The sequence below is a fragment of the Pantoea sp. App145 genome, from assembly GCF_047947045.1.
Taxonomy (GTDB): Bacteria; Pseudomonadota; Gammaproteobacteria; order Enterobacterales; family Enterobacteriaceae; genus Pantoea.
On the sequence record NZ_CP133294.1, the window covers coordinates 207,015 to 223,482 of the forward strand.

General features: G+C 55.5%; 13 protein-coding genes. 6 read left to right on the plus strand and 7 right to left on the minus strand.

The window, feature by feature from the left end:
• Window positions 1-73 precede the first annotated feature (73 nt).
• A complete protein-coding gene (locus RCF31_RS27515) occupies window positions 74-1,591 on the plus strand; it encodes an HAL/PAL/TAL family ammonia-lyase (RefSeq protein ID WP_416414846.1) in 1,518 nt (505 codons plus the stop codon).
• A 41-nt stretch (window positions 1,592-1,632) separates the two neighbouring features.
• Here RCF31_RS27515 and RCF31_RS27520 read toward each other — a convergent pair whose 3' ends face one another.
• The 7 genes from RCF31_RS27520 to RCF31_RS27550 all read right to left on the minus strand — a co-directional run bounded on the left by RCF31_RS27520 (window position 1,633) and on the right by RCF31_RS27550 (window position 11,672).
• On the minus strand, window positions 1,633-3,822 hold the full coding sequence (locus RCF31_RS27520; RefSeq protein ID WP_416414576.1) for a TonB-dependent siderophore receptor: 2,190 nt from the start codon (window positions 3,820-3,822) through the stop codon (window positions 1,633-1,635).
• Window positions 3,823-4,161: 339 nt separating this feature from the next.
• Window positions 4,162-5,166: a substrate-binding domain-containing protein gene (locus RCF31_RS27525; RefSeq protein ID WP_416414577.1), complete on the minus strand. Its 1,005-nt coding sequence runs from the start codon at window positions 5,164-5,166 to the stop codon at window positions 4,162-4,164.
• Window positions 5,156-6,586, minus strand: coding sequence for an inositol monophosphatase family protein (locus RCF31_RS27530; RefSeq protein ID WP_416414578.1), 1,431 nt, complete (start codon window positions 6,584-6,586; stop codon window positions 5,156-5,158). The genes RCF31_RS27525 and RCF31_RS27530 overlap by 11 nt, the downstream gene beginning before the upstream one ends.
• Before the next feature lie 54 nt (window positions 6,587-6,640).
• Window positions 6,641-7,744 carry an ABC transporter substrate-binding protein gene (locus tag RCF31_RS27535; protein ID WP_416414579.1) on the minus strand — a complete coding sequence of 368 codons (1,104 nt, stop codon included), beginning with the start codon at window positions 7,742-7,744 and terminating at the stop codon, window positions 6,641-6,643.
• Between the two features lie 30 nt (window positions 7,745-7,774).
• Entirely contained in the window at window positions 7,775-8,848 is a 1,074-nt protein-coding gene (locus RCF31_RS27540) for an ABC transporter ATP-binding protein (RefSeq protein ID WP_416414580.1), read from the minus strand.
• A 1-nt stretch (window position 8,849) separates the two neighbouring features.
• Window positions 8,850-10,673, minus strand: coding sequence for an ABC transporter permease (locus RCF31_RS27545; RefSeq protein ID WP_416414581.1), 1,824 nt, complete (start codon window positions 10,671-10,673; stop codon window positions 8,850-8,852).
• Between the two features lie 102 nt (window positions 10,674-10,775).
• A complete protein-coding gene (locus RCF31_RS27550) occupies window positions 10,776-11,672 on the minus strand; it encodes a LysR family transcriptional regulator (protein WP_416414847.1) in 897 nt (298 codons plus the stop codon).
• Window positions 11,673-11,797: 125 nt separating this feature from the next.
• Here RCF31_RS27550 and RCF31_RS27555 point away from each other — a divergent pair, with 125 nt between their 5' ends.
• The 5 genes from RCF31_RS27555 to RCF31_RS27575 all read left to right on the plus strand — a co-directional run bounded on the left by RCF31_RS27555 (window position 11,798) and on the right by RCF31_RS27575 (window position 16,402).
• The gene (locus tag RCF31_RS27555; RefSeq protein ID WP_299454029.1) at window positions 11,798-12,223 is read left to right on the plus strand and encodes a VOC family protein; all 426 of its coding nucleotides are present in this window, start codon (window positions 11,798-11,800) and stop codon (window positions 12,221-12,223) included.
• A 95-nt stretch (window positions 12,224-12,318) separates the two neighbouring features.
• Window positions 12,319-12,993, plus strand: a complete 675-nt coding sequence (gene pxpB, locus RCF31_RS27560) for a 5-oxoprolinase subunit PxpB (RefSeq protein ID WP_416414582.1) — start codon at window positions 12,319-12,321, stop codon at window positions 12,991-12,993.
• Window positions 12,983-13,915: a biotin-dependent carboxyltransferase family protein gene (locus RCF31_RS27565; protein WP_416414583.1), complete on the plus strand. Its 933-nt coding sequence runs from the start codon at window positions 12,983-12,985 to the stop codon at window positions 13,913-13,915. The genes pxpB and RCF31_RS27565 overlap by 11 nt, the downstream gene beginning before the upstream one ends.
• Window positions 13,916-14,297: 382 nt before the next feature.
• Window positions 14,298-15,626, plus strand: a complete 1,329-nt coding sequence (locus RCF31_RS27570; RefSeq protein WP_416414584.1) for an MFS transporter — start codon at window positions 14,298-14,300, stop codon at window positions 15,624-15,626.
• Entirely contained in the window at window positions 15,623-16,402 is a 780-nt protein-coding gene (locus tag RCF31_RS27575; protein ID WP_299454019.1) for a D-glutamate cyclase family protein, read from the plus strand. The genes RCF31_RS27570 and RCF31_RS27575 overlap by 4 nt, the downstream gene beginning before the upstream one ends.
• Window positions 16,403-16,468 lie beyond the last annotated feature (66 nt).

The window sequence follows — 16,468 nt, forward strand, 5'->3', positions numbered from 1 at the left end:
GAAGAGGAAACTCTTCCACCTGATTATCATGACGGCTGGATATGAAATGAAAGACTTCATGCATGCAGTGTTGATGAAGCAAGAGCGTGTGATATTAAGCGATCAGGGATGTTCCGTTGACGATATTGTGGCGATCGCTGCCGGGGCTAAGGTTTCACTTGATACTGCCTCTCTGGAAAATATGCGCAAAACGCAGATGCTTATGCAGAGCGCAATAACCAGTGGCATGCCAATTTATGGTCTGACAACCGGTATCGGTGATTTGTATTCCGTCAAATTAACCCCTGAAGAGATCAAACGCACCCAGCTGAATATGCTGCGTAGTCACGCCAGCGGGGTAGGTGAACCGCTCGATGCCAGCAATGTCAGGGCGATTATGGCAACCATCATTGTGGCGATGCTGAAAGGTGCCAGTGGTGTGTCACCTGAGTTGCTCGCCACTATGGTGGCAATGCTGAACCAGGGGGTGATTCCCCGCGCCCCAATGGGTGGTTCGGTGGGGTATCTGATTGCGACGGCGCATATCGGGCTGGCGGTATTTGGCGAAGGCGAGTCCTGGTATCAGGGCGAACTGTTATCCGGCGCTGAAGCACTGCGTCGTGCTGGTATTGCGGTGCGTGAACCGGGGCCGCGCGAAGGGCATGCGCTGATCAGTGGCACTTATGAGATCAGTGGGCTCGGGGCGATAGCACTGGTCCGCTGTGAGGCGCTGATCAAGCTGGCCGATCTGGCTGGTGCGATGAGTCTGGAAGCCATGAAGGGGAATACCCGTGGTTACGATCCACGTTTGCATCGCTTTCGTCCGCATCCTGGTCAGACCGAAACCGCCGAACGCTTAGTGAAAATTTTAGCGGACAGTGCAATCCTGGCTCACTATCGCGATCATCGCTTGCAGGATGCGCTGAGTTTGCGCTGTATTCCGCAGGTGCACGGTGCGGTGCGGGATGCTATCGCCTGGTGCCGACGCGTGCTGGAGATAGAAATCAACTCGTTAACTGATAATCCAGTGTTTATTGTTGAAGATAACGCGTTAGTCGCCCTGCCTGGTGGTAATGGGCATGGTGCCCCGGTGGCACTGGCGCTTGATCACCTGGCGATAGCGATTGCCACTTTATCAACGATATCTCAGGCCCGCAGCGATCGGCTGGTGAACGGCCATCTGAGTGGTTTACCGGGATTTCTTTCCGCTGATCAGGGCGGTGGTTCGGCATTCTCCATCTCGCCTTGCGTGGCGGCGGCGTTGTCTGCTGAGAATCGCCTGCTGGCGGCCCCGGCGTCAGTACACACCATGTCTACGGTGGCGGGACAGGAGGATCATATTTCGCAGGGCGCGGCATCAGCGCGTAAAGCGCAGGCTGCCACCCGTAATCTGGCCGATTTATTAAGTGTCGAATTGCTGTGCGCGGCCCAGGCACTGGATTTTCATGCACCATTACAACCCGCCACTGTCACCTCAGCGGCACTGCAATTGATCAGAACAAAAGTGGCGTTTCGCGATCGTGACCGCGCCATGTACCCGGATCTGGCGGCGGTTCGTCAGTTCATTGATAACGGCGAGCTGAATAAAATTGTTGATGCGGTGATGGCATAACGCGCGTCAGGCACCCACCCGCTGGGTGCCTGATAAAACGATCAGAACACGACGGAATAGTTCAGCCCAAAGGTTCGGCCTCGCCCCTTGTAAGTATAAAGACCGGCATCACCGTAGGTCGGACTGTACAGACCCGGCGCGCGCTGGCCCCAGACGGTGGTGTAATCTTTGTCCAGCAGGTTTTCGACACTGAAGCTGAGTTTGCCGATTGGCAGGTCATAACTTCCCAGCAGATCCACCGTGTTGTAACCATTGATTTTTTTGCCATCCGCATCGGAAACATCGAAGGTCTGGGTGCTCTGCACTCGCAGATTCCAGTTACCTGGTGCCCAGTTGAGCCAGGCGCTGACTTTAGAAGGGCTGGCGCTATCCACGCTCAGCTTCTGCCACTTTCCTTCGACACGGGTTTCAGATTTGATCAGATTGAAATTGGTCCCGGTACTCCATTCGCTGTCGCTAAAGAAATAATCCACCTGACCTTCCACGCCATAAATGCGGCGTTTGTCGTCGTCGAGGTTAATCGTCATGTCTGTTTTGTTGATGCTGATGGTTTTATCCGACAGGGAATAATAGGCCGCGATTTGGGTTCGCACATTATCGCCGGTAAAACGCCAGCCAAGTTCATAGGCATCAACCTTGATACCGTCCAGTTTTGAGTTATTGACGTTGACGCTATTGGTCAGATTGTAGTGACCATTACTGAGCTGATAGGTGCCGGACCCGTAATATTTCGCCAGATCCGGGATTTCAAAGCCTTGCGAAAAATTGAACCACAGCTGCTGACGTTCCGTCAGATGTCCCAGGATACCCGCATTGAAAAGCAGGTTGTTGTAGTCGGTGGTGCCGCCAGGAACCGCATCTGCCGAGTTGGCTCGACCAGTGGCAATCGCCTGCTGCTGGGCATAGCCGACAAAATCATCCACTTTATTTTTGGTGTACTGATAACGCACGCCGCCGCTCAGCGTGATGGCGGCAAAGTCGTAGCTGGATTGCAGGAACGGCGCGAGGTTAGTAATACTGTAACCCGGGTAGCGACCCACATTGTACGCATTGTTCAGCGTCATCCCACCACTGGCGGCAGCGGTGGTGAGGTCAAAAAATTGCTGATTAGCATCAAAGGTTTCATGTTCTGCATCGAGACCATAAGTCAGCGTCAGGGCATCAACCGGCTTGCTGTTAAGCGTCAGTTTTCCGCCATAAAAATCCGTTTTTTGTTGTGACGCACCGATGCTGGTAACGCGCCCGCCACTGAGCGTCGGGAAGGGGTAAAACGTCAGACTTTCATCGCGATAGTAAATCTGGGCAACCAGATCCTGACCGAGAAAATCGGTATTCGAGTATTGCAGATTAATCAGATGACGTTCAGTGCCGGGCAGACGATCTGAATCCAGATTGCCGCTATTGTAAGCATTACCCGAGCCTGTCACGGCGGAGAAGTTCTCTCCCAGATACAGGCCGTGTTTGCCATCCGATTCGCTTTTATAATACTGCGTTGTCAGCTGCAATTGCTGATGGTCGTCGATGTTGAGCGTTCCGGTGCCCATGACATCCAGGCGGTCGGAATATTGCAGCCCGGTCTGGGTGTTATCGATAATGACTTCATCACCCTTACCGTCATACCAGCCACCGTAACGCTGGTATGCCACTGACAAGCGTCCAGCTGCCTTGTCATTACCGCCACTGACTGCTGCGGCGATGTTCTCATCATGATCGTTATGACTGTTAAATCCGCTTTTAAGCCCGGTTTGAACTTCAACCTGCGTCTCTGGCTGACCTTTTTTGGTGACGATGTTGATCAGGCCGCCGGTACTGCCGCCGCCATAAAGCGATGTCGCCCCTGAAATCACTTCAATGTGTTCGATATTAAAAGGATCGATGGAATCCAGCTGACGGCTGTCGCTACGCGATGAATTGAGACGCACGCCATCAACCATCACCATCATGGAGCGTCCGCGCATATTCATACCGTAATTGGTCCGTCCCTGACTGCTTACGTCCATACCCGGAATGAGCTGCGCCAGAATTTCCTTCAATTCCTTGCCGCCCCGAGCCTGCTGTTCGATCTCGGCCTGTTCAACAATCCACGTGGTTTGGGCCATTTCCGTCACGCTGCGGTGTGAACGGTTGGCAGACACCACCAGCTGTCCATCTGGTGACTCCTCCGCCCAGGCCACGGAAGAGAGCATGGCAATCAGGCAGGGTTTTATGACCCAGAGATAAGGTTGTTTCATGGTTATCTTTCCCAGAAAGTGTTTTATGTTATTGTTTAATAGTGATTTTATTGCAATTCGGGTGGAGCACAGAAGAAGGGTGAGTCATAAATACCGGCCGGGTCATCGCGCTAATACCCGGATTTACAGAAGGGTGATTCATAAGGGAAACTCATCTTATTGTTGATAATGATTATCGTTATAATAAGTATTTCTTTTACATTCTCAACAACATCCTGAAATATTTACACACTTATTTTTAGCGAAATCCTCACAAAATTAATGCGTTTGTCCTTCCGGATGGCGGGAAGATGCGCCTTGCGCTGGCACAATCTTCCATTGCAAAACCCGAAATCTGTCTCAGGCTTTTAAACTAATACGCCGCACCGGCAGCGCCTGAAACACCCGGCGGCTCGGTCTATCGGCGGTGGGGGACAGTAGTAGTTCGCAGGTGGCTTCGGCCATCTCGGCCAGCGGCTGGGAAAAGGTGGTGAGTTGATAACCCAGCCAGCTGGCCTGTTCGATGTTATCGAAGCCAATGACACTGATATCCTGTGGAATGCGTAAACCAAACTCATATCTCGCCGCATCCATAAACCCGCAGGCGATAAGGTCGGTTATGCAGAACACGCCATCCGGGCGTGCTGTCTGACTCAGCAACTCCCGCGCCGCATCGACACCGCTTTGATAGCTGGCGCTACCGGGCCTGACCAGCGACACCTGAGTCCCGGCTTCAGCCGCGGCTGCCAGAAAGCGGGTTTCGCGGATCACCATACTTGGCGAGCGCGCAGAGGAGGAAACCAACGCGATCTGCTGACAGCCCGCGTTAACCAGCAGCTTAAAGGCTTCATTCATGGTCGAGCTGTAATCGATCTCAATGCTATCTGCTCCGGCAAACTGCCCCATGCGGTTGATCACAATCACCTGTTGACCACTTTGCAGACATATTTCAATCAGCGAGCTGGGGGGTTTGCCTGACAACACAATGGTTGCCGTGGAACGGTAGTTAAGCGTCTGTTGCAGGGCTTCTCTGGCGCTGTCCTCGCCGTCATCGGTGTTGATCACCATCACAGCCCGGCCATATTTATTCAGGCTGCGGGTAAGGTGCTCCAGTAAACTGGCCTGGTACGGCGACGCCAGATTGCCGCCGAGGATACACACCGGGCGGCTGGCCTCTTTGGAGAGGCCACGCGCCAGATGATTGACGTGATAATTAAGCGCCTGTGCGGCCGCGAGCACTTTACGCCGGGTTTCCGCCGAAACGCTGCTGCCAGGGGTAAAGGTGCGCGACACCGCGGAACGGGAAACGCCCGCGAGGCGCGCCACCTCGGTGGCGCTGGCAAAACCCGGATTTTTATCGCTCATGACGCAAACCTGCCGCGCTGAGTGCGTTTTCGATGGCGATGGCATGCTCCGCCAGCCGGGTCAGCGAGGGTTTAGGTGTCTCAAACCATTCATCCGGATGGAGCTGACGCTTGTCACGGACCACGGTCAGGGCATCATCCAGGGTTGGATAGCGTTGCGGACATTCAAGGTGCATAAACAATGCTACCAGCGCGACTGAGCGACTGCGTCCGCCACGGCAGTTAACCAGAATATTGCCCCTTTTGCGGTTGCGGTAGGAGGGTTTATCAGGAATCTGCTGCTGGAGCGCCGAACGCATCAGGTAATACCCGGCATGCAGCATTTCTGGCGCATTGCCGTCGCCGTCAATCAGGCCGAGTTTGTAGTAACGCACCGCACCGGAACCGTGATTCAGCAGATGCGCCGCAGCAAGGTCTTCCGGGGTGGTGACCCAGTCGATATCGAGGTTCACCGCGCAGTTAATCACGATACCAATATCATGTTCGGCCAGCAGCGCCGCATCGCACACGCCGCTGGATCCGCCGATATAGATATCCACCTCCCAGCCGGGAAAATCGCTGACGATTAAACTTAGCGGCGGGCGGGGATAATGCGTTGTCAAGGCCGGGAGCGGCGTTGGCGGGGTGTCCAGTGGGATGCCTGAGGCGCGTGCAACGGAGGCCGCGATGCCTGGCGCGGACGCCAGTACCGGCAGGCCGTTAAAAATACCAGCTGCATCGCCGGGAACCGGCCCGGTCTGGCCGCCTGCTTCGCGCACCAGCAGCAAGCCTGCGAGACAATCCCAGGCATTCATATGCAGTTCAACATAACCATCAGTGCGTCCTTCCGCGACCCAGGCCAGCGCCAGCGCACCGGAGCCGCCGCGACGCACGCTGGCCCCCTGATTCAGCATGGCAGCCATCACGTCGAGATAGCGGCGCTGACTATGACGGGAAGACCAGCCCAGTTCTAAACAGGCCTGCTGCATATCGTCAATGGCGTTACAGTGTAACGGTTGATCATTTTTCAGCGCATAGTGACCACGGCGCGTCTGGTAAAGCTCCTTGCTGACCGGGTTGTAGATGGCACCCAACTCGGTGATGCCCTGGTGAACCCAGGCAATACACACGCAGAAATGGGTGATGCCGCGGGCATAGTTGGCGGTGCCATCAATCGGATCTACCACCCACAAACTCTCTGCACTGGCGGGTGGATGGGCGCTCTCTTCGCCCAGCACCAGGTCGTCGGGGAAGGCGTCGGTGATGGCCTGCAACACCAGCGCCTCAACGGCAGTGTCGGCTTCGGTGAGAATATCCTGATGGCCTTTGAGTTGATATTCACCCGCTTTGCGCGATTGAAAATAACGCAGCGCTGACTCTCCCGCCTCGATGATAATGCGTTTCAGCGCCGCTTCTCGTTGTTCTATATCGATATGGATCAAGGTTATCTGCCTGTGATGAAGAGAAAAAGGGTGATCGCCTGGTCTGGTCAATCGCTATTTTTGATAGTTCAGGCTCCAGATATCCTGCCAGTCCTGACGGCTTTTCCAGTCGTTTTTGGCCGTTGCCGTCAGGTATTCCATCAATTCTGCCCGGTATTTTTCGATGCCGGAGGCTTCATCAGCAGGCAGTTTTACCGTCTGATTGGTAGACATTTTGCCGTCTACACCCTGTGGGGCAATGCCTTCAGCCGTTAACAGATAATGAATAAACAGTTTAGCCGTATTCGGGCTATGGCTACCGGTGGCGATCACGCCGAGGCTGGGATAATTCCAGCCAATAAAGGGTTTCATGCCACTGCACAGGCCCAGTTTCATGCCCAGCTTGTTGTCTCGAAATTTGGCAGTTGAAACCAGCCCAACAAAGTCAGTTTTGCCATCCGGCGCGCCAATGGCGGAAGCGGCATCGTTATCAGAATGGGTGAGCAAAACGCCGTTGCCTGCCAGCGCTTTGACGAAAGCCGCGGTGGCCGATTTTTCATCGGTTTGCAGCGGTTTGCCGAACTCCTGCTGGTACGCATCGCGGATCTGCTGATCGTAATGGGTTTCCATCTGGCTGAACCAGTCGGTATACGCGGGTTTGCTGGTGGGATCCTGCATCGCCACCCGGCCATGCCACTGTGGCTCGGTAAGCTGCCAGATATTGGTGACCGGGCAGGTGGTGTGATGATCGGTGTTGTAGGCGAAGACGTTCGGTGCCAGCACCACGGTCAGCGGTTGCTGATAGCGGGCGGCAATGTTGCCGCGCAGATCCTCTGGCACCCAGCTTTGGGCATAACCTTTATTGATCAGCTGCGTCATCCCGGCTGGCGCATCCTCGACAATGGCTACATCCGTCCTGACATTCTTTGCCTGCGCTTCACGACTCATGATTTCAATGATCTGCGGGGCATCGGCTTTTACCCCGGTCGCCTGTAACCCGTATTGCTCACTGAAAGCTTTCGCCTGCTGCACAATCTTCCCGGTGGAGGCATAGACGGTAATCGGTTGTTCTTTTTTGGCGGCAGCGATCAGGGCCTGCAAATCGAAGGATTCCGCATGGGCCAGCGGGCCGCTGAGTAAGGTACTGGTGACGAAAAGGGCGGTTAAACGACGTTTCATTTTGCTTCCATCATCAAGTGAACAATTGGGTTAAAGGGCAGGGACACGCTGCCCGTGGCTGTTAAAGAAATGCAGGGAGTGAGCGGGTAACTGGCAATGCACCTGCTGCTGTGCCTGCCAGCGCGGTCGCAATTGGGTGGAGTGGAACAGATGATCATTGCCAGCCACCAGTTCAATCACCCAGCTGCCGCCAGTGGGCATGATGTTATCGATGGTCATTGGTACGCTGTTGCTGACGGATTCCGCGCTGATCACCACTTCTTCTGGCCGGATCCCGCAGACCTGCGCCGGTGCGTCCAGCGGGAAGCGCTGCTGTAAATGTTGCGCCAGCGGGCTTAACGGCTGATCAAGCGGGATCATATTCAGCCGTGGCGTGCCGATAAACTCGGCGACAAAGCGGTTCGCTGGGGTGGCATAGATTTCATCCGGCGTGCCGACCTGCTGCATCTGCCCGGCGCTCATCACCGCGATGGTGGTGGCGAGAGTCATCGCCTCCCACTGATCGTGGCTGACAAAAACAATGGTGGTGCCGAAGGTGGCATGTAAGCGGCGCAGCTCGGCGCGCATTTCCAGCCGCAGCGTGGCATCGAGGTTAGACAGTGGCTCGTCAAGCAACAGCACGCCGGGGTTAACCGCCAGCATGCGCGCCAGGGCAACACGCTGCTGTTGCCCGCCAGACAGCTGGGCCGGATAACGCGCGGCGTAATCGGCGATACGCAGTTTCTCCATCACGTCGCGGCACCGGGCAACGCGCTCTTTAGCCGGGACTTTTTGCAGACGCAGACCGAAATCCACGTTCTGCTCCACGGTCATGTGCGGCCACAGCGCGTAGCTCTGAAAAACCAGACCGATGCCGCGTTTCTCAGGAGGCAACCAGGTCCCCTGCAGTACAGAGTCCACCACGTTGTCTCCGATGATGATTTCGCCACCGCTGGCATGCTCAATCCCGGCAATCATGCGCAGGATAGTGGTTTTACCGCAGCCGGACGGTCCGAGCAGGCACATAAATTCGCCGTCTTTAACTGTCAGGTTGATGTTGTTGACCGCTGGCGCGCTGCTGCCAGCATAGGTTTTGGTCAGATTGGATAAATGGATTGAGGGCATGTTAGTTCTCCAGACCATCGGCCAGACCAGTCCCGGTGATTTTCTGAATGATCACCGTGCCAGCCCAGGAAATAAGCGCAATCATCAGCACCACGGCGTTGGCCGCCTGCTGGTAGTTGTAGTCAATCAGACGCAGGGAATAGGTGGTCAGCACATCTGTGGCTGGGGTCGCGAGGATGACGAACAGGCTCACGCCTTTAATGCCAGAGATAAACGGCAGCAGGATCCCGGTGGCCAACGGGGCCGCCTGAATGGGGATCACAATGCGGGAAATGCGCGCGAACCAACCGGCACCGGCGATACGTGCCGCTTCTTCCGCTTCTTTGCCTAACTGGGTCATGGCCGCAATACCGGAACGGCTGGCATAAGGCATTTTTTCGGCAATCAATGCCAGGATGAGAATCAGCGGGGTGCCGTACAACGCCGGAACCGGTCCACGAGCCACGGCAAACAACGAAAGAAAGGCGGCGGCAAAGGCGATGCCGGGCACCAGATACGGCAGGAAGGTTAACTGACGCAAGAACGCCGCGATCCAGCGCGAATGGCAGCGCATCACCGCATAACCCACCAGTAAGCCCAGCACCCCACAGGCAGCGGAGGCGGAGCCGACGATCAGCAGCGTGTTCCACACCGTATGCCAGAATTCCGGCGTCAGCAGGATGCCGTTATGCAGGGCGACGGTATCGAGGTTATGCCCGATCCAATACGCCAGCGTGAAGTTGTCGGCGGTGAAGCGGCCTGGCAGGGTCATCACTGTTGACAGGAACAGGGTGATCAGCGGAATCGCCACCCCCAGCAGCACAAACGCCAGCGGCAGAAAGGAGGCCAGTATGCGCCAGGATCCCAGCTGGCGGCGACGTTCCATCACGCCTTTACCGCCGACGGTGACGAAGCGTTTTGCCTCGCGCAGCATCTTCATATCGAGGATCAGGGTGATCATCCCCATCAGCATAATCACCGTGGCGATAACCGCTGCCACGCCGGACTGGCGAGTGCCGATTGCCCGGTATAACCCGGTGGAGAGGGTGTCGAAGTGCACCGGAAGCCCAAGAATATAGGGCAGGGCGAACTCACCAATGCAGTCGGCGAAGATCAACAAGGCGGCAGACAACAGCGCCGGGCGCATCAGCGGAATGATAATTTTCCAGGCAATGGTGCGGCGCGAGGCACCCAGCACCCTGGCGCATTCTTCCATCTGGCTATCCATGCGCTTCAGGGCATTGCCGACAATCAGGATCACCAGCGGTGCGTAGTGCAGCACCATGATCACCACAATCGGGAAGTAACCATAGGCCACCCAGTTTGGCGTCTGGATCCCCATCGCCTCCAGCCAACCCGGCTGACCGCCAATGGCGTGATTTTTAAAAATGGTGGTCCACGCCAGGGCGAAGGTCCAGGAGGGCAGCATAAACGGCACGATAAGCAGGGTGGCGAACCACTTTCTGCCCGCGACGTTGGTGCGGTTGATCAGCCAGGCCAGCGTCATCCCGACGATCAGTGCACCCACCACGGTGCTCAGGGCCACGGCCAGCGTATTGAGTAACGGTGTCCAGAGCAGCAGATGCGACATTTTTGATGTCAGGGTGCGCAGCAGGTAGTAAGTGGTGAATGCGCCCTCAGTGGCATCGGTGCGGCCTTCGTCGCCACTTTGCACCAGCACGGCATTCAGCAGTACCGCAACCACCGGGGCAAGAATGATCCAGCTAAATAGCATCATCAGCAGTGCACCCAGCAGATTCGCAGGCTCCTGGCTGATGATGGACAACGCGTGGCGGAGTTTCGTCCACGCCAGGTTGCGCGGGTGAGTTTCGGCTTGATAAGACACAGATGCATCCCTGTCGGTTGAAAACAGACAGGAATATATCGGTGCAATGTGACAGTTTTGCGACCTTTTTGCACATATGTGCAAAATGTTGCGCGCGGCAAATTAACCGGCGGAAACCGGGGCTTCACCTGAGGGGAGAGCCGCCTGTTGCAGGCACTCGATGATCAGGCGATGTAACGGGGCATTATGGTTGGCATAGCGCGTGACGACGATCAGTTCGCGGTAGAACGTCAGCTCGCCAAGGGGGAGAATACGCAAGGCACACTGCCGCTCCGTCCATAATCCGGCCCAGGGAACCAGCGCGATACCTAAGCCGCTCTCAACCATTTTTACGATGGCATCGATTTCATCCACTTCCAGCGCCAGTTTGGGTTCCAGACGATGTTCGCGCAGGAACATGCTGACCTGACGCCCACCAAACGAGGTGCGGTCATAGCGAATAAACGGCTGGCTGCGCAGCAACGCCAGCGGTTCGTCGCCCGTAAGCGTTGCGGGGGCAATAAGCACATAAGGTTCGCGCACCAGCGTGTTATGCCACAGCTCTTTCGCCAGCGGAAATCCCGGTTTTATCACCACGGCAAGGTCAATATTCCCCGCTTCAACCTGGGTCAGCAGGTTAAAAGAAACCCCCGGCAGCAGTTTGGTCTCCAGCCCCGGTGCGGTGGCGTGCAGTTGAGTCAATGCCTGCGGTAACAATCCGGTCTGAATCGAGGATATCGCGCCAATTTTTATCGAACCGCGATAATCATTGAGGTTTTCGGGCTGGGCCATGCGGGAGAAGATTTGCAGAATCTCTTCGGCCATCGGTAACGCGCGATTGCCATCAGCATTGAGAATGGCGGTGCGACCGGAGCGGTCAAACAGCTGCATTCCCAGCGCTTCTTCGAGGCTGCGAATTTGCGCACTGACTGCCGACTGGGTTAAGCCAATCCGTTGTCCGGCAGCGGCAAAAGATCCTAACTGAGTTACTGCTACAAAGGTTTTTAGCTCACGCAGCATAATATCCACACTCATCGAAAAAATTGTTGTTTGACGAAAAATATATTCGCTTTTAATAAAAAATTTTATCCTTATTATCACAGAATCACAACGACACCAATACAACCTTGATTCTGGAGCACAACATGGCGTTAAGTCCTTTTCACCTTGCGATTCCTGTTTACGATCTGGCTGCTGCGCGTAGCTTTTACGGCGAAGTCTTTGGTCTGAGCGAAGGCCGTTCCAGCACCCAGTGGGTGGACTTTGACTTCTATGGTCACCAGCTGGTGATCCACGAACATCCTAAAACCGCGAACCAGGATCATGCGCATACCAACCCTGTCGATGGTCACGATGTGCCAGTGCCGCATTTCGGCATCATTCTGAGCTGGGAAGAGTGGGAAGCGCTGGCTGCCCGCCTGCGTGATTTCAAGACTGAATTCGTGATCGAACCCTATGTCCGATTCAAAGGTCAGGTGGGCGAGCAGGCAACCATGTTTCTGTTCGACCCGTGTGGCAATGCGCTGGAATTCAAAGCGTTCAAAGATATGAGCCAGCTGTTCGCTCGTTAAGCCACTGCCAGGGCGAGGTTCGCCTCGCCAGATCACGGGACACTATGGTCAAGAAAACATTGACGTGGCGGCGCGATCCTTCAGGTGAACGCTGCATGATTGTCACCTTACCCGGGCATTCCGCACCCCATACTCTGCTCTCTCAGCTCGCGCGATTTCTGCATGCTAATCCACTGCCTGGCGTCCGTGATATCGTCCCGGCGGCGCATTCGCTCGGTATTCACTATCAGCCGGAAGTGCTGTGGCGTATCGATAATTCCCTGTCACCTTACAGCCAGCTGGTGAATCGCCTGGATGCAATCTTGAGTCGTTTTTCCCCGCAGGAAACGGAACAGGGACGCGAGAGGGTCATTCCTGTCTGCTATCAGGGGGAGTACGCACCGGACCTGATAAATATTGCGCAGCATTGCGGGATATCACCCGAGGAAGTGGTCAGCCGTCACCAGCAAAAAGTCGTCGATGTGCTGATGCTCGGCTTCTTGCCCGGTCATCCCTACCTTGGGGCGCTGGATGCGATCTTTACCTTGCCGCGTCGCGCTACACCGCGTCTTTCTGTCGCAAAAGGATCGATCGGTATTGCCAACCAGATGGGGGTGATTTACCCACTGGCCTCACCGGGCGGCTGGAACCTGATAGGGCGAACGCCGCTGACGCTGTTTTCCAGCGAACGCCAACCGGCGTGCCTGTTACAGGCCGGTGATCGGGTGCGCTTTCGCGCCATTGATGAAGCGGAATTCAAAGCGCTGGAGGACATGCCGTATGTCGCTTGAGGTGTTACACCCGGGTATGGCAAGCAGCCTGCAGGATGAAGGGCGTTACGGTTATCAGCAGGCGGGTGTTCCGGTGTGTGGTGCGATGGACCGCTACTCTCACCGCCTTGCCAATCTGTTAGTCGGTAATCAGCGCGATTGCGCTTCTCTGGAGATTACCCTGCTGGGGCCACGCCTACGCTTCTGGCGTCGTGCTGTTATCGCACTGTGCGGGGCCGATCTTTCCCCGCATATTAACGGGCAGCCGGTGCCCATGCAGCAGGCGATTTCTGTTCCTGCCGGGGCGGTGCTCGGTTTTGGTCAGCGTCGGCAGGGAGCGAGGGCATATTTAGCTGTGCACGGTGGCTTTCATGTTTCACCGACGATGAACAGCCGCAGCACTTGCCTGATGGCGCAGTTTGGCGGTTTTGCCGGACGCTATCTGCGTCAGGGCGATCATCTGGTTACCCGCAGTGCCTTTGCCAACGCCACCCCCCGCGTGTTGCCCTTTAACGCGCCAGCGCTTTTCCCTCGCGAGCAACAACCCATTCGCCTGATGGCCGGACGTCACTGGCAGCAACTCTCCGCTGACATGCAGCAACGCTTTCTGGCTGCTGTTTATCGCATCGGCCAGGATTCGAATCGCATGGGTTATCGCCTGGAGGGGGAAGTGATTACCCGGGAACAGGCCAGGGAACTGCCTTCGGAAGCGGTGGATTACGGTACCCTGCAACTGCCGCCCGATGGACAGCCGATTATCCTGATGGCCGATGCGCAAACCACCGGCGGCTACCCAAAAATTGCCCATGTTGCCAGCGTCGATCTGCCGCGCCTGGCGCAAATGCTGCCTGGGGACGAAATACAATTTCGGCTGATCAGCGTCGATCAGGCACAACAACTGGCGATTGAGCGTGCTGCATGGCTGAATGCTTTGTGCACGTAAGCGTTATTTTATTCGCGGTAAATATAAACCGGTCAATGACCGGTTTTTTAATGCCTGCTATTTCCCTGCACCAAAATGAGGATATTGCCTGCATAACGTGCAGCGGAATAAATGATCGCCTGCTAAGTGTTTTTTATTTCCCGTTTAACGGTTGAAAGGAGGGGGAAATAAGCGGAAAAGTATGCTCGCAAATGAAAATAAAAATCATTTAATTAACTCATCCATCATTTTTATCATTCAGTGACGCTAAGCACGAAACATTTTTATCAGTTCGACAAATGGCATTTCTCTTGCTCCAGATCAATGACAGTGTTCAGAAAAAACAATAGCCGCACGGCTGATATTGAACCTCCATCTCATTGTTTTACAAGGCAGGTGAAAAATGTCGTATGAAGTTGAATCACAATTAACCTTACCTCGCGGGCGTGTCAAACCACAGTATGGTGAAAGCAGCGTTGCCCGGCGTGCGGCAATAGCCTCCATGACCGGCACCGCCATTGAATATTATGAATTCGGTATTTATGGCTTTATGGCGGTTATTATTGGACCGCTGTTTTTCCCCGGCGGAAATGATACGGCGGCACTGCTTTCTATATTGGCGGTATTTGGCAGCGCGTTCTTAATTCGTCCGCTAGGCGGGGTTTTACTGGGCAGACTTGGCGACCGTATCGGTCGCCGCAAAGTATTATTATTGACCGTGTTGGGGATGGGAGGCGCAACGGCAGCCATTGGTCTGTTGCCAACTGCCGCCGCAGTGGGTATTTCGGCACCCTTGCTGCTGGTGGTGCTGCGCCTGATTCAGGGATTCTTTGCCGGTGCGGAAATTATTGGAGCGGCGGCATTTGTTGCCGAATCTTCACCGACGGGGCGACGCGGTTTTTATGGTGCCTTCACCCCGGTAGGGGTGGCGCTCGGTGGCGGGTTTGCAGCGCTGGTGTGCGGTGTGACCAGCAATCTGCTGGACAATACTCAGCTGGCGGCCTGGGGCTGGCGCATACCCTTCCTGCTGACCATCCCATTGGTGATTTTCTCGGCGTTAATTCGCCACCAGGTCGAAGAAACCCCGGCCTTTAAAGAATTTCTTGCCAGCAATAAAATACAAAAGCGTCCGTTCAGCGATGTCTTCCGTACCCAAACGCCAGCCATGTTACGTGTCATCATGCTGACGTTCGGCCAGAATGCCGGTTACTGGATTGGCCTCGTGTTTATGAATATCTATCTGACCTCCTGGCTGGGCTTTGACAAAAAACAGGTGTTCTGGCTGATGGCCGGCATCAGCCTGGCAATGGCCAGCATGATGCCGTTCTGGGGTGGTTTGTCAGACCGTTACGGACGTCGTGCCATTCTGCGCATTGGATTTATCGGTTATGTGGTGCTGGTGATTCCGATGATGATGCTGATGGACCACCACAACATCTGGCTGGCCGCGCTGGCGATGTTTATTGCCACGCTACCGATGCCAATTGTGCAATCGGTAGGGTATCCCACTTATGCCGAGCAGTTCCCGACAGCCATGCGCTACACCGGCATGGCGATCAGCATCAATATGGGCGCGATTCTGGGTGGCGGTATCACGCCGTATTTAGTGACCCTGCTGATCAATAAAACCGGTTTCCTGCTGGTTCCGGGCATCTTTATGGCATGCGCGGCGCTACTTAGCCTGTGGACGCTGATGCGCCTCAAAGATACCCATAATGAGGTGCTTAAATGACCCCTTTTAGCACACCGGCGGCGTTACGGGCGGCGACAGCGCGTGGCGAATGGCGTCAACCCACGGCTGGGTTATTGGATGGCTATCAGCAAGCCAATCTGGTGGTATTACCGCAATCCGACGCCTATGAATTCCTGCTGTTTTGCGTGCGCAATGCGAAAGCCTGCCCGGTATTAGCAGTCAGCGAACCGGGACAGACCGAAATTTTAATGGGAAAAAGCCACATTGATCTGCGCAGCATGTTTCCCCGTTATCGTGTCTGGCAGCAGGGCCAGCTGGTAGATGAGCCGTACGATTTGCTCGGCCGTTGGCCGGATGATGCCGTGGCGTTCCTGCTGGGATGCAGCCACTCGCTGGATGGTGCATTGCGCCGCGCAGGTATTCCGGTGAGTCTTGCCGCGCCACCGGTCTATCTGACACAGATTCCGTGCCAGCCCACTGCCCGTATGCAGGGATATGTGGCAGTGAGTATGCGTCCCGTCGCAGCAGATAAAGTGGATGAAGCGGTGGCGCTGAGTGCGGCCTATCCCTCTGCACATGGGACGCCGTTACATATTGGCGATCCCGCAGAGATTGGTATTACCGATCTGGCAGCACCGGACTTCGGTGTCTTTCCCGGGGTGCACTCCGGCCAGGTGCCGGTGTTTTGGGCCTGTGGCGTGACACCGCAGCAGGTGTTACCCGCGCTGGGGAGTGCATATCTGTTTACTCACTATGCCGGGCATATGCTGGTGCTGGATGACAGGGTAGAACACTACTCGGCGCAACTGCGTTAACGCAAGGAGAGGCCGTCCAGCAACAAAGCGACTTTAAAGTTTGCATTCAATTTCGGAGCCGGGGGT